The 22473-nt window shown below is 44.3% G+C and carries 13 protein-coding genes; 2 read left to right on the plus strand and 11 right to left on the minus strand.

Translation table 11 applies throughout. From position 1 onward, the window contains the following. Window positions 1-387: 387 nt before the first annotated feature. The 4 genes from QUA01_RS04120 to QUA01_RS04135 form a co-directional block, all read right to left on the minus strand. On the minus strand, window positions 388-2052 hold the full coding sequence (locus tag QUA01_RS04120) for an ATP-binding protein (RefSeq protein WP_333087052.1): 1665 nt from the start codon (window positions 2050-2052) through the stop codon (window positions 388-390). 348 nt (window positions 2053-2400) lie between these two features. Continuing rightward, window positions 2401-4374, minus strand: coding sequence for an ABC transporter ATP-binding protein/permease (locus QUA01_RS04125; RefSeq protein WP_333087053.1), 1974 nt, complete (start codon window positions 4372-4374; stop codon window positions 2401-2403). A 316-nt stretch (window positions 4375-4690) separates the two neighbouring features. Further along, window positions 4691-5548, minus strand: a complete 858-nt coding sequence (locus QUA01_RS04130) for a DUF1361 domain-containing protein (protein ID WP_333087055.1) — start codon at window positions 5546-5548, stop codon at window positions 4691-4693. Window positions 5549-5861: 313 nt separating this feature from the next. Beyond that, a complete protein-coding gene (locus QUA01_RS04135) occupies window positions 5862-10133 on the minus strand; it encodes a PAS domain S-box protein (protein WP_333087056.1) in 4272 nt (1423 codons plus the stop codon). Window positions 10134-10425: 292 nt separating this feature from the next. Between QUA01_RS04135 and QUA01_RS04140 the strand changes: the two genes are divergently transcribed. Then, entirely contained in the window at window positions 10426-11793 is a 1368-nt protein-coding gene (locus QUA01_RS04140) for a TldD/PmbA family protein (RefSeq protein WP_333087057.1), read from the plus strand. Between the two features lie 301 nt (window positions 11794-12094). Here QUA01_RS04140 and QUA01_RS04145 read toward each other — a convergent pair whose 3' ends face one another. The 5 genes from QUA01_RS04145 to bioF form a co-directional block, all read right to left on the minus strand. Further along, window positions 12095-13459, minus strand: coding sequence for a hybrid sensor histidine kinase/response regulator (locus QUA01_RS04145; protein ID WP_333087058.1), 1365 nt, complete (start codon window positions 13457-13459; stop codon window positions 12095-12097). 157 nt (window positions 13460-13616) lie between these two features. Next, complete coding sequence (locus QUA01_RS04150) at window positions 13617-13994, minus strand: response regulator (protein WP_333087059.1); 378 nt, start codon at window positions 13992-13994, stop codon at window positions 13617-13619. 4 nt (window positions 13995-13998) lie between these two features. Next, window positions 13999-16929 (minus strand): amino acid permease, encoded by a 2931-nt coding sequence (locus tag QUA01_RS04155; protein ID WP_333087060.1) that lies wholly within the window; start codon window positions 16927-16929, stop codon window positions 13999-14001. A 1077-nt stretch (window positions 16930-18006) separates the two neighbouring features. Next, entirely contained in the window at window positions 18007-18156 is a 150-nt protein-coding gene (pirA, locus tag QUA01_RS04160; protein WP_333087062.1) for an arginine synthesis PII-interacting regulator PirA, read from the minus strand. 238 nt (window positions 18157-18394) lie between these two features. Then, the gene (gene bioF, locus QUA01_RS04165) at window positions 18395-19570 is read right to left on the minus strand and encodes an 8-amino-7-oxononanoate synthase (protein WP_333087064.1); all 1176 of its coding nucleotides are present in this window, start codon (window positions 19568-19570) and stop codon (window positions 18395-18397) included. A gap of 66 nt (window positions 19571-19636) precedes the next feature. On the opposite strand from bioF, the gene QUA01_RS04170 reads away from it, so the two are divergent. Further along, window positions 19637-20572: an exopolyphosphatase gene (locus QUA01_RS04170; RefSeq protein WP_333087065.1), complete on the plus strand. Its 936-nt coding sequence runs from the start codon at window positions 19637-19639 to the stop codon at window positions 20570-20572. 201 nt (window positions 20573-20773) lie between these two features. On the opposite strand, the gene QUA01_RS04175 is transcribed toward QUA01_RS04170, so the two are convergent. Both QUA01_RS04175 and QUA01_RS04180 read right to left on the minus strand, forming a co-directional pair. Then, window positions 20774-21007: a hypothetical protein gene (locus QUA01_RS04175; protein ID WP_333087067.1), complete on the minus strand. Its 234-nt coding sequence runs from the start codon at window positions 21005-21007 to the stop codon at window positions 20774-20776. A 10-nt stretch (window positions 21008-21017) separates the two neighbouring features. Then, the gene (locus tag QUA01_RS04180) at window positions 21018-22139 is read right to left on the minus strand and encodes a glycosyltransferase family 4 protein (RefSeq protein WP_333087069.1); all 1122 of its coding nucleotides are present in this window, start codon (window positions 22137-22139) and stop codon (window positions 21018-21020) included. Between the last annotated feature and the right edge of the window lie 334 nt (window positions 22140-22473).

Raw genomic sequence — 22473 nt, forward strand, 5'->3', positions numbered from 1 at the left:
AGGCTAGTTATTAGTTATTTTAGCCGCTCGCGAACGTCCAACGTCATCACGAAGAAGGCTATAACGGCTTCGCTCAGGGTGAAAAGAAGAAAGAAGGAAGCGTAGGGTGCGTATTCCTCGAAAATTTATAACAAAAAATCGACAATTTCATAGATCCGCTACGTCAGATTGTCGATCGAGTGCAAGGAATTTTTGATGTATCCGCACCCCACAAATACTCGATTAAACGCACAGTTCGGATCGCGCGTGCGGACACTGACTGACGCACGCGCGAACCATTTTTGTGATGGTAATCTACTGAACATCATACGATCGCTCGGAAAATAGCAGATTGACGGCGCTCAACGCAGATTTCAAGTCTTGAGAGGACATGGATGCAATTCAAGTCTACTGAAATTCCCAAATAATCTGCGCTAGATTCTCCTTCGCATATCCCACCTCAAGCGTCGATTTATCCTCCAAACCGGAGACAACTTTCGTCAGGATATTTAGCGGTTCTTCAAAGCCTGTAGTTTTCAGAAACAACACTTGCAGCCGATTTTTAACTAATGCTAAAATTGAACGACTGCGAGATTCTTCACCGGCTTTTTCTTGAGCAATACTCTGGCTAAAATTGTGAGTTTTCAACAGCAGCATTCTTTCTGTTCCTTGCGTTTTAACTGTTTCCAAAACCTCCACCCGAATCTGCTCAACTAATCTTTCGCTGACGTATTTCACAATTAAAGGCTGAAGCCTAAACACAGTTTCTCCGGCCTCACTGATTTTTTCAATTAGCAAGCGACGGCTGAGAGAATCGAGATTTGTTAGCAAATCGGAAAGCGAGGAATTGACTAACATTTTTTCTCGCAAAGTCGTCAGGGAAATTGGACTTTGTGCAATAGCCAGCCAGCAGACAATCTCTTGTTCTGAATTCGACATTCGATCGAACTGCTGCGCGAGCAAATTGCTGATGTGTTCTTCAATAAATAACGCCGTCCCTTCTAAAAATTTGACAACATTACCATCAAAAAAATCTTTAATTGTGGTTGCCACAATCTTTAATGCTAACAAATTTTCTCCGTAGCGAGCTAACAAAATTTCCCACTCTCGATCGCGAGCTGACAAGCCTTTTTCTTGAAAAATTTCTCGCGCTATTTCTGAAGAAATAGCGGGCTTGAAAGACCGCACTTTTTCTCCCGCCAGCAAAGCTAGTTCTGTAGGTTCTTCGGCACTAACTAACACTAAACAGCTATGATGATTGACTTGACCGAGGCGTATAATTAAATCTCGATAGCCTTCGCAGCCTTCGCGGTAGTGTCCTGCTAGTTCTTCGGGTCGGAGGACTGCTTCAAAATCGTCTACAATTAGCAGACAGCGCTGTTTTCGCAAATGCTCGATTAAACGCGAAATTTTGTCGTTGAGATCGCTCTTTTTCGATGGAGCCACTAACGGCACATCGGGCTTTTTTGGGTTATAAAAAAGTTGAATTAAGCTGTCTAGAAATTCGGATGGTGTTGGTGTCGATCGCAGCGATCGCCAAATCACAAAATCAAACTCATGCTGTATCTGTTTCGCCAACTGTACCGACAGAGTTGTTTTCCCGCTACCGGCCAAACCCAGCAGCGCTACCAAGCGACAATTATCCGATACGATCGACTGTTTTAGCGCAGTTAATTCTTCACTGCGTCCGTAAAAAACCGTAACATCCGGTGCTTGGCCCCAATCTTCTTGTCTGCGCCCGTTAGCGGAGCGCTCGGAGAGGATCGGCATTTTGAAAAAAGATCCTTTACCTCCGGGACTAAAATCGCTTGCTCCCTGCTCTGCGTGGTATGAAAACAGCAACTGATGTCTCAATTCTGACAATTTTCCTGGGCCGTTCCCCCCAATCTGAAACTTTTTGTAAACTTCGCCTAGTCTTTTGCGAACGGCGATGTCGCTAATGCCGAGCTTTTTGGCGATCGTAGCGGTAGATTGACCGTCAAGAGCCATAAACACGGTTTTTAACTCGGCATCTGTCACACCGAGCTGTTTGGCGATATTTTGCACAAAGTTTTGAGGAATCGGAGTAGTCAAGGTAGGAATCTCGCCTCTACTAAAAATCTATCTTCTATTATATTCTGTGAGTTCTCGCGGGCGAACAATTGCATCGGTTAAAGTTCAGTTTGCTTGTTTTTTTTTCGGAAAATTTGAGATATTTTTTCCCAAATTCTAGGTTTTGGTACCAGTTTAAAAAACCATGCAACTGCGGAAAACCTCCCAACCCTGATGCAATCAGTAATATTATGTCCGAGCTAACAACAGCTATAAAATACGTTTGTAGTGAGGACTTCAGCTTTTAAATTGGATGGGAACTTCAGTCCTTACTACCAACCTGAACGTTATTTTTTTGCCGGACATAATATCATCTTTAGCAGCCCTCTATCAATCAAACACGCTCGCACTATCCCGGTATTCCTCAGCAGAAACCACCCGCCAACTTCCATCGCCCAAAAGTTCCAAAACCTGCTGGTGATATTTCAACAAACTCAAGCGGTGGCCGACACTCACAAAGGTAGTTTTAGTTGCTTGCAACTGCTCGTATAAATGTTGCTCGTTCTTCAAATCCAAAGCACTTGTCGCCTCATCCAAAATAGCGTAGCGCGGTTCTGTCAGCAACAATCGGGCAAAAGCTAAACGCTGCTGTTCTCCCAGCGACAAAATCTCCGTCCAATCTAAATCCGCCTCAAAACCGCCCAATCTGTCGGGTAAATCTGCTAAGTTTACTGATGCCAAAACGCGGCGAAATTTTTCCTCATCAACCTCGCTGCTGGTGTTGGGATACAGAAGTTGCGATCGCAAACTCCCCAAAATCATATAAGGACGCTGCGGCAAAAACAACATTTCCCCAAGTTCCGGCCGCACCAAACGGCCCGTTCCCGAATCCCACAAACCCGCAATAGCCCGCACCAAAGAACTCTTTCCTGCGCCGCTTTGACCGACAATTAACAGTCCTTCTCCCGGCGACACCGCTACCGACAAATCCCTAATCAAAGTCTTTTGATGTTTGGGAGTATCTAAAGTAACGTGTTCCAGCGTCAACTGAGAATCAACTACTACATCTATAACTGTTTCTCCGGCACGAGATACCGCTTTTTCTGCTTCCAAAGTATCTGTAAATACAGTCAAACGATTGATACTAGCTGCAAAAGAACTCAGCGGTTCAATCTGAGTTACAACCACAGAAAAAGCACTTAAAACCTGACTGAAAGCAAAACCTGCTTGCGTGATATCTCCAAACTGGATTGTATCGGTTTTGTCGGCAAAGTAAGCAGGAGCTAGAAACAAAGCCGGAATAATCACAACAGCATATCCGTATCCTGTTGTGAAATAATCCAGATTTCGCTGCCAGCCAATTAGTAAATTAAAATTGCGGAATACTTCCACGAACCGCTGCTTTATTTGTGTCGATTCCTGTTCTTCTCCCCGGTAAAAAGCAATAGATTCAGCATTGTCGCGAATGTGAACCAGTCCGTAGCGGAAGTTAGCTTCTTTTTTAAGTTGGTTAAAATTAAGAGGTACTAATTTTTGCCCAAAAATTAGAGTGGCGACCGTCCCCAAGATAGCATAAACTATCAGGAATATCGAAAGTTGTTTGGAGATAGACCACAGGATACCTGTGAAAGATATAATGTCAACTATTGAACCCAAGATTATCAGCAAAAATGACAAACTTGTCCTGGTAAATGATTTGACATCTTCGGAAATTCGCTGGTCGGGATTGTCGATTTCTTTGTGAGAATTTATTTCGTAATAAGCCCGATTGTGAAAATATTTATCGAGGAACTTATTTGTCATCCACTCTCGCCAGTAGAGACTTAATTTATCTTGGATGTAGCGGTAAATTACGACAATAGGAGTGCCGAGTGCAAAAACGCCTGCATAGACAAACAGATACTTCCAGTAATTGAGTTCGTCTTTTTTAGCTAGTGCTGTGTTAAAAAAGTTACCGACATAACTAATAATTACATTAAGCCCGCTAACTGACAGGGACAAAAATAGCAGCAAAGTCAATAAAGCCCAGGGCTGCCAGTGCGCTGTCAATCTGTTTTTGAAGCAGATAAAAGCAATGAAAGGAATAATTAGCATGAAAGCTACGATCGCAATTGCGGGCGAATTAATAATTCCTTTCAACAAAGTAACTAAGCCGGCTGCAATACTATTGACAAAATCTGGAAAAAGAGCAGCACCTCCGAGACATAAAGCGCTCACAGCCATAAACATCGCAGCAAAGAGAAATATCAACAGCAGTGCGACTAATCCTAAAAATCTTCTGCCGCCCCCAGGCTCTAAAGGATAAAAGTAAGGCTGAGCGATCGCCATAAATCGCTCCCACAACTGACGGTCAAATCGATTCATCTTTGCTTGTTACAAAACTACTTCGGCTGTTATAACATATCAAGTTTTATTACCGATGGCTGCAGTAATTTATTTGGGAGCCGATCGCAGAAATTAATCTCACCTACAGACGGATACTTGCTTGCCGGCTTAAATACGCGATCTAAAAAAAATGGGTCTTATAGCATTTTCATTTTTTGTTTTGCGTTTTTTGATTGAGAATGACTTATAAAATAGCGGTTTAGCAGCTATCCTAGAGTTGCATTGTTTTTTTGAACTGCTATTAGTTCAAGCTGGCAGATTCACGGAGCTACAAGTCAATTCTCAATGGGCATCTCTAGAATCTCAAATCGATGGAATCAGAAGAAGTCGCGGTTTGGTCGATCGACCCCGACTCGGATTGAGTGCTGTAAAATCGCTCGCTAATCCCCAAAATAACTTGCTTCATCAGCCAATACAAAACCGCAATTACTACAAATGTTGCAACCATTACTACAACCGGACGCTTGCCAATCAAATCGTTCATTACGGTGTTAACCAGCGCATCGGGGTTAGTCAGAATGTCCCAAGTGTTGAAGCGGATAAATCGCCCTAAATAAATGCCGATCGCCGAAAGTGCGTGAATAATCATCTCGGTGGCGAGAATAAATCTACCCCAACCCTGTTGCTTGAGATAGTAACCCAAATTCATCACCGACAGCACGTAAGCTCCAAACCCGGCCAGCATAAACGCCAGATACTGCGGAATTAAAGCCAGAGTCACAGTCCACACCGATCGATCCTCTTTAATCTGCTCAATCAGGTGAATGATATCAGTTAAAACGTAGGGTGCGTTGGGCAAAAATGCGATAAACCAGAAAAAACCGCCCCACCAGCGGAGAGAGCGAACTCCGCGCTGTCGCAGTACCCAGATATCTAAAGCCATCAGCGCGAGTGTAATGGCGATCGCCCCCAAAACGTAAGTTTTACCCACATCTTGCACAATGTGCCTCAGATAGGCTAAAACATGGCGCGTGCTCGGCACAAATGTAGCGCCCAGAAGAACCCACGTACCCCAAAGCAGCCAGCGCGATCGGGGTTTGCGGAACAGCCAAAAACTCAGCGCCAGCGGTAGTAAACCTAAAAACAAATTCCAAGACATCCAGCGGACATTGTGTCCCATTGCTTCGAGCGCTTCCAGGATTAATCCCATCATGTCAGTTTTTATCCATTTAAAGGTTGATGCAGCACCGCTTCTCTAGCAGCTTGGATCTATCTTAGTCGCTGTAGCAGAGGGAAGAGGGAAGAAGTCATTAGTCCAACGTCATGTTTTGCTGTCCCCCCGAGCTTTCCGTCCAACGTCATCAGGAAGAAGGAAGAGGGAAGAAGGAAGAAGGGGAGCATTCGTGCACGAGTCGCTAATTTTTAGGGTGCGTCAGCTCGCGGCTCATCGCTCACAGCCTGAAAATTCAGCTATGAGCTGACGCACCCTACCAATCTAAAATCTATAATCTAAAATCTAAAATCGACTAGGTTTTGCCGATCGGAATTTCAATCTTAAAAGTCGTTCCCTGTCCCATTTTGGAAATACACTCAATCTTACCCTTGTGCTTTTCTACCACAATCGAGTGCGCGATCGACATTCCCAGCCCCGTACCTTTCCCCACAGCTTTTGTCGTAAAAAACGGGTTACAAATGCGATCGACTATCTCCTCGGGAATGCCCGTACCGTTATCCGAAATTTCCACCATCACAGTGTTTTGAGGCGTTACACCAGTCCAAATAGCAATCCGGCCGGGATTTTTCTCTGCTTCAGAAACCGACAACTTGTGACAGCGTTCCTCAATCGCATCAATCCCATTAACAATAATATTCATAAACACCTGATTCAGTTGGCTAGCATAGCACTCCACCAGTGGCAGTTTGTCGAACTCCTTAATTACTTCAATGGCCGGACGGCTGTCGTGACTTTTCAAGCGGTGCTGCAAAATTAACAAAGTGCTATCAATTCCTGCATGAATATCCACAGGCTTCATTGCCGATTCGTCCAGCCGCGAGAAATTTCTGAGGGACAAAACAATTTGCCGGATGCGCTCGGTTCCTACCTGCATCGAACCCACAAGTTTTCTTAAATCCTCGGCCATGAAGTCCAAATCAATCTCTTCAATGCGATCGACAATTTTTGCATTAGGTTCTGGATACTCCTGTTCGTAAAGACTCACCAGACCGAGCAACTGTTGCGTATACTCTTTGAGATAATTAATATTAGCGTGAATGAAATTAACCGGATTATTAATTTCGTGAGCGATGCCGGCAACTAACTGCCCCAAAGAAGACATTTTTTCAGTTTGAACGAGTTGAGCTTGAGTAGAGCGCAATGACTGCAGCGCTGACTCCAACTCTCCGGCTCTTTGTCTTTCTCGCGCCTCGCTTTGTCGCAGTGCTTCCTCTGCTTGTTTGCGAGTCGTAATATCCAGGGAAAATCCAATTATTACCTTACCCTGACCGTCAGCATTCCTGCTAAAAATAGTATCCCGACTTTGCAGCCACAAAAATTGACCGTCTGCTGCCCGCATCCGGTACTCAATTTCCCTAATTTCGCCATCTTCAACTTCTACAAGGCTCGCGTGATGTTTCACGATTAGCAATAAATCTTCGGGGTGTATTAACTGAGGGATCATTGACGACTCCATCGCTATAATGTCGTCAAAGGTATAGCCCAAAAGCGCGAGTAGTGAATTATTAGAGTAGATATTTCGCTGTTCTTCCAAGTCGTAGAGATACAAAATACCGGGAGTAGCATCGGCTACTTTTTGAATGAACTGCTGGCTTTCTTGCAAAGCTAACTCAGCTTGCTTGCGATCCGTCACATCAATGGTGATGCCGTCCCAAAGAATATCGCCGTTTTCTTTAGCTTCAGGACGCGAATTTGTCTGAAACCAGCGAATTTTGCCTGAAGGCAGGACTAGCCGTCCTTCCCACTGCCAAGGTTGCAAACTTTGCGCTGAAACACCAATAGATTCGTAATAATTTTGGCGGTCATCGGGATGAACCAAATCTACTAGCAAAGCCGAATTTTGCACAACAGCTTCGGCTTCTAACTCAAACATTTCTCGGGAAGCAAGACTCATGTAAGGGAAACTGACAGAGCCATCTGGACGCAGCAAACATTGATAAATCATTCCCGGCAAATTAGCTGACAGCTTTTGGAATTTTGCTTCGCTCAAACGCAGTGCTTCCTCTGCTTGTTTGCGCTCGGTAATGTCAGTAATTGAACCAACGATGCGGATGGCTTTTTCATTTTCGTCCCACAAAGCTTGTCCGCGACTGAGTATCCATTTGTAGGAGCTGTTGTAGCACCACAATCGGTATTCGACGATATAATGTGGCGTTTTCCTATCTAAATGGTCTTGGAAAGCTTGCATTACTAAGGCTAAATCGTCGGGATGCGTGTCCCTGTTCCATTCGTCAAAGTAATCGAGATTTGGTCTGTGTTGGTATCCGGTGATTTCTTTAAATCTATTGGACAGGAATATTTCTCCTGTTTGCAAGTTCCAATCCCAAATGCCGTCATTGTTGCCTTTGAGCGCTAACTGCCAGCGTTCTTCACTTTGCATCAATTGAGCTGTTCTTTGTTTGACTATATTTTCTAGTTCTTGATTGAGCTTTTTGAGACTTTCTTCTGCTTGTTTGCGCTCGATCGCAATTCCTGCTAAATGCCTGACAGTTTCGATCGATTGCAGATCAAAATTTTGGGGAACGCGCGGTTGGGCGCAATACATGGCGAAAGTGCCTAAAACTTGACCTGTAGACGAAAAAATCGGACTAGACCAACAAGCTTTCAGTCCAAAAGTCAAGGCTAAATCTCGATAATTTTCCCACAAAGGATCGGTAGCAATATCTGTAACAATCACTTGTTCGCGGCGGTAGACAGCAGTGCCGCAGGAACCGACATTCGGGCCGATGGCTGCACCATGAACAGCAGCGTTGTAACTTTCCGGCAAACTCGGCGCGGCTCCGTGCAGAAAATGTTGACCGTCTTCATCTAACAGCAAAACCGAACCCATGACATCTCTCGATTGCTGTTCGAGAATTTCAATTAAAGTATTTAAAGTATCGCTCAAAGAAGCGCCCTGAGTAATCATTTCTAAAATTTGTTTTTGACCGTTCAACCAATTTTCAGACTGCTTGCGCTGCGTAATGTCACGGGCTACTAAGAGCACCGTATTTTCTGTCATGGGCGAAATGTTAGCGAAAAACCACCTTTGTTCGCTACCAATTTGCAGATTATATTCTAAACTACTGACTTGATTAGTAGCGAGGGCGAGGCGAATTGACTCCAGAAACATTTCTGCTATTTCTGGCTCAAATATATCGCGGGTTTTTTGTCCGACAAGTTCGGCCCGTGGCTTGTACAAAAGTTCAGGACTGGTGGGGGCAATTTTCAGGAAGCGTCCTTCAACATCGAGCACAAAAATTACGTCGTTCATGGCAGCAAACAAAGCTAGCAATTCTGATTCAGAAGCTTGCAGGGCGATTTCAGCTTTTTTGCGCTCGCTAATATCTGTACCCACCGACAGAATCCCGATCGCTCGTCCTCGGTCATCGAGCAAAGGTTGGTTTCTCCAGGCTACCCAGACTTTTTCGCCATTGCGGCGGATGTTTTGATTTTCGTGTTTGAAGTATTTGTCCGGTTCTGTCGCACAGTCTCGAATTATTACGGCTAAATGATTTTCCGACAAATCGACCGAATCTACAATTGTGCCGATCACACTTTTGCCAATTATTTCTGCTTCTAAATACCCGAAAAAAGTTTCCGCAAACTCATTAAAAAAAGTAATCTTACCTTCGCTATCTAACTGCACAATAATGCTGTTAGCATTCTCCACCAATTGCCGATACTTAGCTTCGTTCGCGCGCAATTTCGCAGGCCCGTACACCCAACTAAAGGCCACCGCCCCGCTGAAAACAGCCAGCCAGCAGCCACCAAACAGCAACCACCCCCGCAGCGGCGAATTCTGTTGCCATCCTTCCGCCGGAATTGCTGCCAACTGCCAGGAACCGTTGGGCAAGGTCACTTGCAGAACCACGGGACTTTTCTGAAAAATCGACTTGTCGCCGAAAAACACGTCCCCGATCGCTCCTTTGCCGTCTTTGCCGCGCACAGCATATTGCATGTTGGCTGAGGTGTCATTGAGTCCTGCTTCCTCGATCAGGGAGTTTTTATCGAGGATCACGCCGATCAACCCCCAGTAAACTCCTGTTTCAGGCTCTGCGTTCGGGGGTGTGAGAAAAATGGGTGTTCTGCTGACGAAGGCCAGGCCTCCCTCCCATAATTTCACGGGCCCGGCAACCAAAGTTTTTCTGGTGTTGATGACTTCTTCGACCATTTGTCGCTGTTCGGATACCGCCATCAAGTCAAGCCCGATCGCCTTTTTATTTCCCTCCGGCGGATAAATGTAAGCAATCGTCGTGCCTTTAACTAAAGTTATGTTGCGAATACCGGTTTGCTGTGCCAGCAGAATTCTCGTCGTCGCTGCAAATTCGGCTTCGGTGATGTTTGGGTTGTTGGAAATGTCAGCCACCAAACCCCGGATCAAAAACAGCCGGGAATTCAAAGAACTTTCCAGCTTAGAACGGACTGTACTGAGGCGATCGATCGTGCTAGCGCGCTTGTACTGCAAAAATCGCTGTTGTTCCGATCTATCTAAAATGCCAACTCCGACCAAAATTGCTACTGATGTGGCAATTGCTGCTAAATAAGGTGAAATTTGAAATTTTTTAATCTTAAAGTATTGCATTTGCCGGCACTTAAGCTATATTTCTAAGTCTTTAGATAGATTTATTTTAATTCTATTTTTCTAAGCAAATGCAATATTTCCGGGATACCGGGCTTGGGGCAAGAGTGGAGGGGTAGGCACGGGGGCACTACCCCTACAAGACAAAACCCTGATTTTTTCTAGAATGAAACAGCCCAGACTCTCCCTCTCCCCGTTCGGACTCGCGCACCCGAAAGACGGGATTTATTGGTTAAAATGGAGTTAGCAATAATTTTTGTCAGCGCTGGGCGTAAATCTTCATAGGGGCAATTTGATGCAGGAACAGTTGATGGAAGCGATCGCACCTTATCGCGATCGAGTAGATTATCTAGAAGTTCGCCTCGAACAAAGCGAGTCAACAGCGATTAGTTTTCGCGGCCCTGGGTTAGATGCAGTCAACCGCAGTTTCAGTCTCGCCGGCGGCATCCGCGCCTGTCACAAAGGCGGCTGGAGTTTTGTAACTTTTAACGGTTTAGCTGAGTTAAAAGCTCGGATTGAAGAAGCTGTCGTTCAGTCTCGTTTGGTTGGGAGCGAAAAAACTCTACTAGCAGATGTCGCTCCGATTCAAGATTATGTAGCGGTGGAATTTGGCCGCGATCCGCGCTCTATTACTTTAGCAGAAAAGCGGAAATTGCTCGAATCTTACAATCAGTTGCTGTTAGATTATGACCCGCGAATTCAGACGACAATGGCCGGTTATAGCGACAGATTTGGGATTACTTATTTTGTGAATTCTCAAGGTACTTGCATTGCTCAGGAGCGCTTGGACGTGACGGGGCGTTTCGGGGCGATCGCCCGGGGCGAGGGCGGTGTCGTCCGCCAAGGGTTTGAGTCGATTCACTCGCGATCGGACTACGGTGTCTTGACAAATATTGAAGATCGTGTTAAAAGTGCGGCTGTTCGAGCTGTTGGCCAACTAGACGCAAAACCGGTCAAAGGCGGTCAGTATCCGGTGATTTTAGACCCTTATTTGTCGGGGGTGTTTATTCACGAAGCTTTCGGTCATTTGTCGGAAGCTGACGGCATTTACGAAAACCCCAAAATGCAGGAATTGTTGACTTTGGGCAAGCCTGTGGCGATCGAACAATTGAATGTAATTGACGACGCAACTTTGCCGGGACTGCCGGGAACTCTGAAATACGACGACGAAGGCGTGCCCGCTCAGTGCAAGCATTTAATCAAAAATGGAGTTTTAGCAGCTCGGATGCACAATCGCGAGACTGCGGGCAAAATGGGCGAAGCTCCGACGGGAAATGCCAGGGCTCTGAGCGCTACTTTTATGCCGTTGGTGCGGATGACTAATACGGCGATCGAATCTGGCGCACATTCTTTTGACGAAATGGTGGGCGACATTGAGGAAGGAGTGTATGCAGTGCGGATGTTGGGAGGACAAACAAACGGCGAAATGTTTACCTTTGCGGCGGCTGAAGGCTTCATGATTCGCGACGGCAAATTGGCCGAACCGGTGAGCGATGTTACTTTAAGTGGCAATGTATTTCAGACTTTAAAGGATATTGAGTCGATCGGCAACGACTCAGTTTATGCCTACGGCGGCTGCGGCAAAGGCGGCCAAGGCGGTTTACCCGTCAGCGTCGGCGGCCCCCACCTGCGAATTAAAAATGTTGTAGTCGGAGGAAGATAGGCAGTTGGCAGTTGGCAGTTGGCAGTAGTCATTAGTCATTAGTCATTAGTCATTAGTCATTAGTCATTAGTTCAAAACTTATGCAACTGGCACATGGTGAAGGCGCGATCGCCCCCTCACGCCTCACCTTAACCAGTCCGGGACACTGACACGTTGACCAACGACTCAAAATCTACTATCGAGGGCTTCAGCTAGGTAGTTCAGTGTTTGGGAGACTTCAGAAATTACAGAGAAATTGGGGAAGTGCGATCGCGATTATAGACTTTACCAGACTTGACCCTGATTTTGTGTTTAATTCCCCTTAAGTTTCCTTCATCTCTACCCGATTATTCTGCCTAATAGGAATCTCAATCACAAATTCTGCACCCCGCTCTGTTGGCTGTGATAAACACTTCAAATCTCCGCCGTGCTTATCCACCACAATCTGATAGCTAATAGATAATCCCAAACCAGTACCTTGACCCACAGGTTTAGTTGTAAAGAAAGGACTAAATAGATGGGTTATTACCTCACTTGTTATCCCCAGCCCATTGTCTTTCACACTGATTATTACCCAATCCTGATTCAGCATAGCAGTACGAATCGTAATCGTACTAGGCTCGTTTTTAATTTGCTCCGGGCTGCGTTTTTTGTCATAGGAATTCAAGGCATCAATCGCATTGCTCAGCAAATTCATAAATACCTGATTCAACTGACCCACATAACATTCTATTTTCGGCAAATCTCCATATTCTTGAATAATTTGAATAGGTGGACAATCCGGCTTAGGCTTGAGCCGACTCTGCAAAATGACTATACTGCTGTCGATGCCCTCGTGAATATTAACGAATTTCATCTCAGCTTCGTCAAGGCGGGAGAAGTTCCGCAACGTCAGCACAATCTGACGGATACGTTCAGCCCCTACTTTCATCGAAGATAGCATTTTAGGTAAATCTTCTCTGATAAATTCTAGCTCTATGTTGTCAATTAAAGCTGCGATTTCAGGGTGATTATGGGCATCATGCTGTTCGTAAAGGTTGATTAAATCCAATAGCTTCTGACTATACTCATTGACATAAGTTAAATTGCCATAAATAAAATTAACCGGATTATTAATTTCGTGGGCAACACCAGCAACTAACTGTCCTAAGCTAGACATTTTCTCAGTCTGAATAAGCTGAGATTGGGTGCGCTGTAACTTTTGCATTGCGACTTCTAGTTGGATAGCTTTTTCTCGCTCTCGCACTTCCGATTGCCGCAACTTCTCCTCTCTTTCTTGGCGGGAGCGCTCGTTTTCCTTTAGCTGTTGTACGTGGGACAATGTTTTGTTAATTGTAATTTCTAAATCATTAAAATCTATAGGCTTAGTCAAAAAATCAAAGGCTCCGGCGTTCATCGCCTTTCTAATATTTCCCAAGTCGCCATAAGCCGATATAACTATTGTTTTGACTAGGGAAGCTATCTGATTAAGTTTCCCTAACAAAACGATGCCATCCATAACTGGCATATTAATGTCAGTCAGCACAATGTCTATATCCGGTTGTTCTTGTAACTTTGCCAGCGCTTCTACGCCATTATACGCAAAAAAAACTTGGTATTCTTCCGCACGGATCTTTTTTCTAAATTTCTGGGAAATTAGAGATTCTAAATCTGGCTCGTCATCCACAAATAATATTTTAGCTGGCATATTAGCCTCTTAGTTGCTAGTAGAAGGAAGAAGGAAGATGGGGAGAGGGAGACTGGGAGACTGGGAGACTAGGAGACTGGGAGACTGGGTGCAACTAGCAATTAGCAATTAGCAATTAGCAATTAGCAATTAGCAATTAGCAATTAGCAATTATATTTCATTGTGACTCCAAATTCATTATTTTATTTTTGAGAACTTCAAAATTCACAGGCTTAGTAATATAGTCATCAGCCCCATAAGCCATTGCAGTTTGGTGATTGTTCTCATCTTCATAAGCGGTAATCATAAAAACTTTTAGATCGGGAAACTTTTCTTTGATAATTCTGAGCAGTTCTATCCCATTCATCCCGGGCATATTAATATCCGACAAAATCAAGACAATCGACGCTTCTTTATGATTTTCTAAGTATTCCAAGGCGGCCTCTGCTGACAGGGCAAAATAAAAGTAAATTTGCCCTGCTTTGATTTCTTTTCTAAACTTTTGAGTAAACAAAGATTGAATATCTTCCTCGTCGTCTACAACCATTACTTTCATTTTTTTACTCCTTGATTTCTGCTGTTTTTTTCGGCAATGTGATGATAAACTCTGTGTAATTTCCTACTTCTGTTTCGACTTTTAGTTCTCCGCGATGTTGCTGGACGACAACATCGTGACTGATAGAAAGACCTAAACCAGTACCTTCTGCTGGTGGCTTTGTAGTAAAAAAGGGATTGAAAATTTTATCAAGTACCTCTGGCGTTATCCCTTGGCCATTATCGCGAATGCGGATTTCAATCCGACCGTCCAGATTTCGAGTTTTCACGTCAAGTACAGGTGAAAATCCTGACCCGATTTCTTGTTGCTTTTTATGGGCTGCATAGCAAGCATTGCTAATAATGTTAAGAAAAACCCTACCTATGTCTTGTGGCACGACCTTTACTTGGCCAATGTCATTGTCATAGTCGGTTTCTATGGTAATGTTAAAAGCAGTTTCCTTAGCTCGCATCCCGTGATAGGCTAGATTGATATATTCTGCCAATAAACTATTGATATCTGTGGCTTCCCAATGGGCGCTTTGTCCCCTCGAATGCAACAGCATATTGCCAACTATTTTGTCGGCTCTTTGACCGTGTTGATTGATTTTTTTAAGATTTCCTTTGAGATCGGTTAATAGCTCGGCAATATATTCATTGGTTTCTGGCTCTAACCGTTCTCCTTGATTTTCTAATTCTTCAAACAGTTCTTCGGTTAATTCAGCAGAAAGTTCTGAAAAATTGTTGACAAAATTTAAGGGATTTCTAATTTCGTGGGCAATTCCGGCTGTTAAACTGCCTAGAGAAGCTAGTTTTTCTTGGACAACTATCTGATTTTGCATAGCTCTGAGATTTTCTTCGATCCGCTGGCGCTCTTGAATTTCATTCTGCAATTGCTCTACAGTATGGGTGAGTTCAGAGGTACGCTCCTCGACTTTGATTTCTAGTTCCTCATTAGCCTTTTGCAGTGCTTCTTGGGCTTGCTTGCGATCGGTGATATCGCGGACGATCGCCACATATTCTTGCAGATCCTGATTGGAAAGGGAAGCTTCTTGAGAGAATCGGTCGGAAATGGCAACTTCTAGAATGCGCGAGTCTCCATTGGACAACTTGAGAGTTTGTTCGCTGCGACTGAGCCAGTCTTCTGGCTGAGTCTCTAATCCGGGTAATAATTTGTTTAGGTGAGACCCAATTAGCCTAGTAGAATTGATTCCGAAGACGCTTTCAGCAGCAGGATTAGTCTGGCGAATTACACCTTTTTCATCGAGCACTACGATCGCATCTAGGGCAATGGTAAATAACTGTTCTGCCCCCTCTCGTGCTTCATCCATTGAGACGACTTGGGGTAAACTCGTCCAGCACGCAACGGCCACCCCAACAAAAGCAACTAACAAAACCAGCACTACTAATAGATTCAATCCAACACTAGAGTTAGCATATAATCTGATGCCAAAAATCCAGCCCACAGCGACGGCGCTGACAATCAGCAAGATCAAAATTACAACCTGAAACGCCACAAAATCTGGCATTTTGCTCTGGCTTCTGTTGCGGTAAAGCCGAATCCACCACGACGGATGGAAGGGGGCAAAAGCAATGCGACTTATCCCTGCATCTACTGCCAAAACGGCAAGGGGAAAAAACAACCCAATGATAAAGTCTTGCCAGCCCCAAGCCAAGCCTCCGACTACCAGCACCACCGCATCTACTATGAAGAAGGCCAGCGACCACCAAGGCCACCGAACTTCTGGACTACCCCGCCGCAGCCACAGTGATAGATGGAATAGTGTCAGGCACACAACCAAGCCAACATTAGTAATCGCCACAAGCCGAGGGACATTTCCCCAAGCTAGACAGATTAAACTCAGAACCAAAACCAGCACAAGCCCAAATCCAAATACACCCCGTCGGGATACAACTGCGAATGTTGGCGAAATATGTCCGTCTACGGCAAGTTGGTACAACATCCGAGGGCAGTTGGAAACTATGGTCGCGCAACTCAGAAGACAGCTAGCGACCACCAGAAACGTGACGAGGGAGGGAACCCAGGGCCCCCACAATACCTGACAGGCAGCTAATAAATTCAAGAATACGTCATCTTTCAGACCGGGATCGGTGGCCAAGCGCATCAGTACCCAAGCGCCTCCTAAAATCACAGGCAGCATCCCCAGTGCGGAAATTTTGAGAAACTGCAAGGTTTTAGTAGGGTTGCGGCTATCCGCTACGAAACTGGCGGCAGAGTCACAGCAGTAGAAGATGTATGTACCAAAGTAAAACCACTTAGCCCAGTCAATAAAGGTGAATGGCGGCCAAGTTGCGGGGAAAAATCCGGGACTGTTTGCGGAAAAAGCTAACCAGAATAGACCATAAATGGAAAAAACGGATAATACGCCGACTGTCGGCAACACAAAAAAGGCGTGCAGAATACTTAAGGCGCGAGTGCCGCTGAATGTCAAAATGAAAGGTAGGAGCGTGAAGGTAATATTTAGTAAAGTTTCAGGACAGCTAAAACCTAAACTATTGAGGTTGACTTTGATTAGCTGCGTCAGTACGATCGCAGAAATTGGCAGTGTTGCTACCCAGCTTAAAAAGTATCCGATCGCTGCATAGCTTCCCAGACCCGGATAATTTTTCAGCAGTCGGGCGGTATAGTTGGGCGTTCCCCCAGCCATGTCTGGGAAATACTCACCGATGCGTTTTACCTGTAGATTGAGCATCATGCCCATGAGAATACCGGGCAACCAGACGAAGATGGCGCTAGGCCCGATCGCTGCTTGGATAGCTGTGGCGATGGTAAACCAATTGGCGTGACCTGTGAGCCCAAAGCCCGATGTTTCCACCGCACTCAGGCTTCGAGGCAGGCGCATGAGCGATCGGCTATTAAGATTTTCTTTTGGGGAAGGCTGAGCTGGTTCTGAGTTGTAGCCGTTTTCCGGCTGGTGTCGGATGCCGATCGCCATCAATTTTACCTATTATTTTGGGGATTTTGCTGTCGCGACCCTGATGTTCAGCTTTATAGCTTTTAACTTTTTCCGTTAAGCATTTTTGCTAGTCTTAAATTTTGGCAAAGCTGCCTTTCCCAGTAAACCATGAAAATCTATCTCAATCCCTCTTCAATATTACCAGGAGTTACGCAACTATCACAGATCGGTGTACCAGCACCAAAAAATTAGACAATAAACATCGAACGGGAAGTTTTAGTTGCTGAATTAAATAACTTAATAGCAACCCATGTTTAATTTGATATATTATTTGACCATTTTTATCGGCTCAACTTTTGAGCACCCACACAAGTTCATGGCAAGCAATATGATTTGTTTGAATTCTAGCTTGAAGGAACTGGCAAGATTCTCTCCCGATTAATTGCTTGAGTCCCTTAGGAAATTGCTCAATTTTCTAACTAATAGCACACACATGAGTGTACGTCATTCGTGCGCTTATTGAGTTTGGTCGTTATATCATTTCCGGTTGCATCGGAATGATACGGAGGACACCGCGAGAGCAAGAGTGTCCCTACCCCGATTATCGTAGGGACTAAGGCCAAGCCCTGTCCTGACTGTGGGTAATATTAATTCCGATGCTACCGGAGTTGATATTAGTCGCGACTGTCAACTGGTGAGTGATCCTGACTGGTTAAAGTGATGGGTGAGGGGCTTTAGTCCTGTAGTTATTACTAGGGTGCGCCTCGGCGCAGTTTACAACTACAGATAGTGTAAAAATAAAAGCAATGCAGTATAATTCCTGTTCTCCGTTCTTCCCTATTCCTTCTGACTTAATAACTTACGCCAAAAATGGTTCAATCCGGTATTGGTAGAGGCTCTGTTCGCCGAGGCGCACCCTACAAATAGAGTTTGTGCGTGCCCTCTTCCTTCTTTCTTTTCCTTATAAATAAAAAAAACCGGTTTCATCAAGAAATCGGTTTTTTTTCTATCAACAAATAGAGGAGTGAAAATTTAACGAATAGCGGTTGCCGGAATTTTGCAATTTCTCGCACAACCCTCTAAACCAGACTGCGGGCAAATTCTAGTGGCAGCTTCTTACAACTGTTTCATTTCCTCTTCCAGCACCCGAACCAAATCTTGATTACCGCTTGCTCTAGCTACTTCAATGCGGTGCATCAGTTGCTTGTGAATGTTATTGCGGTGGGTTTCAGCTACTTTTTGTACGTTTTTGCGATTTGTGTTCATGATGGACATTCCTTATATTTAATTTGTTGTACCGACTACTTCTCTAATATAGCGCGAAATTGCAAAAAGTATCTAAATTTACAAAAAATTTACACTTGTGGAGCGATCGACCGCAATAACCTACAGTATTTGCGATAAGTCAATAGCGATATCTTAACATTTCCCACAATCTAAAGCAGGGCGAAGCGCGCACCTACAAACTCAACTATATTTAGTCAAGCGGTACGCAGCGCACACCCTACATTGACTGAAGACTCAAAACTTGCTCCAAAGCCTCTACCAACTGCTGCAGGTGTGCGAGCTCGTGAGTTGCCATCAGCGAAATCCGAATTCGGCTTACACTTACAGTCGGAGGCCGAATCGCTGGAGCAAAAATACCAATTTCCTTGAGTTTGCTGGCGGCTGTTAAAGCTGTGGCTGCATCTTTTAAGGGCAAACTGAAAATTGGGGAGAGGGAGTTGTTAATTGGTAATTGTCGATTGGTAGCACAATATTTGAAAGTTTCAATATTACGCTGCAACCGCACTCGGCGTTCTGGTTCTTGCTGTACAATTCTCACAGCTTCCAAAGCAGCCGCTGTGTCAGCAGGCGTTAATGCTGTAGTATAAATCCAAGTTGCAGCTCGATTGCGGAGAAAGTCAATTAAAGCCGCAGAGCCCGCAACGTAGCCACCCAAACTTCCCAAAGCTTTGCTTAGCGTGCCCACTTGGATTAGCGGCAATCCCGTACATCCGAAATGTTCCGCGCAACCAGCACCGCTAGCACCGAAAACTCCTGTAGCGTGAGCTTCATCTACTAATACCATGCAGTTAAATTGTTCCGCCAAAGCTAGCAACTGCGGCAGCGGACACAAGTCCCCATCCATGCTGAAGACGCTATCGGTAATAATTACACACTTGCGGTATTGTGCCCGATTTTGCTCTAGTTTGGCTGTTAAATCCTCAAGATGGCAACGATCGTACTCTAGCACTGTTGCACCGCTGAGCGCTGCTCCGTTTTTGAGGCTCGAATGGTTGTACTTGTCAGATAATATCAAATCGCGCTTGCCGACAATCGAGGCGATCGCCCCTAAATTCGCTAAATATCCCGAACTGAATACTAAAGCGTCTTCGGTTTGTTTTAAATTAGCTATAGCCTGTTCTAGCTGTCGGTGCAAATCGCGGTGTCCGCTGAGCAACCTCGAACCCGTCGCGCCCGTACCAAATTCCTTTGTTGCAGCCACAGCCGCTTGAATTAGCCTGTCATCCCCCGCGAGGCCGAGATAATCGTTGCTGGCAAAGTTAATCAGCCGGCGGTTTCCTAATTTTACCGCAGGGCCTGGGCAACTTTCGATCGATTGGGGCGATCGATACCAATCGGCCCGGCGAACAGTGTCCAGGGATTTCTCTATCCAAGCGTAAGGGTCTGCGTTCATATTGTTTAGCGATCGGGTAATAAGTTATATTAGCGGGTGATCAGTTCCTCCGCATCACCAAAGCATATGCCACTCACTAAAAAATACAGATTAGTCACCCGCAGCGACTTTGACGGTCTTGTCTGTGCCGTTTTGCTCAAAGAACTCGATTTGATCGACGAGATTAAATTCGTGCATCCTAAAGATATGCAGGACGGAAAAATCGACATAACAAATAACGATATTACCACCAATTTACCCTATGTTGAAGGAGTTTATCTAGCCTTCGACCACCATTTCAGCGAAACTCTCAGACACGAAAAAATCAAAATCAATCACATTATCGACCCCTATGCAGCTTCAGCAGCTAGAGTGTTGTACAAATATTATGGAGGCAAAACAAAGTTTCCCAATGTCTCGGAGGAAATGATGGCGGCAGTTGACAAATCAGATTCCGCTCAATTTGCCCAAGAAGAAGTTTTAGACCCGGAGAAGTGGGTGCTGTTAAACTTCTTGATGGATGCTAGAACTGGGTTGGGCAGGTTTAAAGAATTTACCGTTTCCAACTATCAGTTAATGATGCAGTTAATTGATTACTGCAAAAGTCATACTATCGACTCAATCTTGCAGCTTCCTGATGTGAAAGAAAGAGTAGATCTTTACTTCGAGCAATCAGAAAAATTCAAAGAGCAAATACAGCGCTGCGCCCAAGTTTATGATAAATTAGTTGTTTTGGATTTGCGTAACGAAGATGTGATTTATGCAGGGAATCGTTTTGTAATTTATGCTTTGTTCCCCGAGTGCAATATCTCGATTCACGTACTTTGGGGGCTGAAACAACAAAATACGGTTTTCGCAGTTGGTAAGTCAATTTTTAACAAAACTTCTCAAACTAATATTGGGGAGTTAATGTTAAAATATGGTGGTGGCGGGCATCAGAACGCCGGAACTTGTCAGATTGAAAATGATAAGGCTAGTAAGATTTTGAAGGAGTTAATTGCCCAGATCGAGCAAAATGGTTAAATTGGCTCGATCTTTTTTGCAGTCTAGACATTAGTTTCTAGACCTCTTGCATAAATCAGAACTCGATTTTTCAAGCGCAGATTTAAGCTAGATAAACACTGACAAACGCAGATTATTTCAAGATAATTTGGGAATGAGTGCAAGAGGTCTTTTGATTGTTTGAATTTTTCTGACTGAAGTCCGAACCCTCAAACCGGGAGTTTATTCATCAAGGTTTTGAGGCTGTGGGTTCGAGGCGTTGAGATTTGCTGGACTATTGCCTTTGACTGGGGGTAAATGGTCTACTAAACCCATATCAAAAGCTACATCCGGCAAATCGGCCGCATTATATCTTCCTGGTTCAAACAACCGCCCAGGAGTAAAACAAGGCTGTTTCAATTGTACGACTTCGCTAGGTGCAAACATTCCCCTAAACATTTTGCGTTCGAGTCCCATAATTCCGCTCCTAAAACAACTCTCGCATTAATTTTAGCAATTTTTGGCTCGTTGCTTTCCAATTAAATAAATCCGCCGTCTCTCTAGCTTTTTGAGCTATCTCAAAACGCATCGGGTCTTCAATAATTTTTCGCAATTGCTCGCGAACAGACTGAACATTTGGTTCTGCCCAATGAGGAGCATTTCTGATTTTCAGATACTGAGTATCGTAACACTCTCCAACGGGAATTAGATTGTAAGCAATGGGATAGCAGTTATCAGTATTGGCGTAGTCCGTCGGGCCTCCGTACAGAGTCATGGCGACGGGTAAGCCAGCAGCAAAGGCATCCAAAATTTTAATCGCAAAACCTTCGCCGCGAAACGGAGCTAAAACAGCATCTGCTGATAAGTATAAATCAGCTAGTTCTGTTTTGGTAAAAAATTTAGGTTTTATGTAAACTTTTGACTTAGACTTGCCAAATTGCTTTTCAATCTTTACAAGATGTTCCACTATGATATCAGGATTTTTGCCGCCATCTTTGATAATTAATTCTACGTTAGGATCATCTTGAAACTCTTGATAAAATGCTTGAATGGCGAGGTCGGTGCCAAATCTATAAAAATCATAAGAATTGGTCATGTGCAGAATAGATTTTATATCTTTTTTGGGTTTATGCGGTTTGGAAGAATAAAGCTGCGAGATTAAAGGATTGAACCCTAAAGACACGACTGAGACTTTTTTGTCGGGACAGCCAGCTTTGATTAAAACGTTTTTAGAATATTCGCTTACGGCTAAAATGTGGGATGAATTATTGACTGCATCATAAATCCAATAATCATAATTATCATCGTTTCTGGTGAATTCGTAATTAATGGCAAAAAATTCTAAGTTGAGATGTCCGTTAAGTTCTTTGAGAAAATAAGGTTTCCAGTAATGAGACCACTTTATCTGAAATAAATCTGATGGTACGGCGTTCATCCACTTTGCTAGTAGGTGATTTTCGTCTGCTGTGGAATTGCGGGTGATGTGAGAGGCGATTGGCGATGGTGCGACTGAAATGGGAATTTCCATTTTGTCTAATGTTTTCGCCAAGGATAGGGTAATGTCTGCGAAGGAATTAAAGTTTTCAAAGCCGACGTTAAAGTGAACCATTGTTAGTTGTTATTTGTTGTTATTTGTTAGTTGGTAGGGGCGGTAGATGGTGCGTGTCCGCCCTCTTAGTTGTGAGTTGTTAGTTGTGAGTTGTGAGTTGTGAGTTGTGAGTTGTGAGTTGTTAGTTGTTAGTTGTGAGTTGTGAGTTGTGAGTTGTGAGTTGTGAGTTGTGAGTTGTGAGTTGTGAGTTGTGAGTTGTGAGTTGTTAGTTGTTAGTTGTTAGTTGTGAGTTGTGAGTTGTTAGTTAGTAGGGGCGGTGGATGGTGCGTGCCCGCCCTCAGTTGTTAGTTGGTAGTTGTTAACAGTTCACAGTCCACAGTCAACAGTTAACAGT

Source organism: Microcoleus sp. S36a_B3 (genome assembly GCF_036700745.1).
Taxonomy (GTDB): Bacteria; Cyanobacteriota; Cyanobacteriia; order Cyanobacteriales; family Microcoleaceae; genus Microcoleus.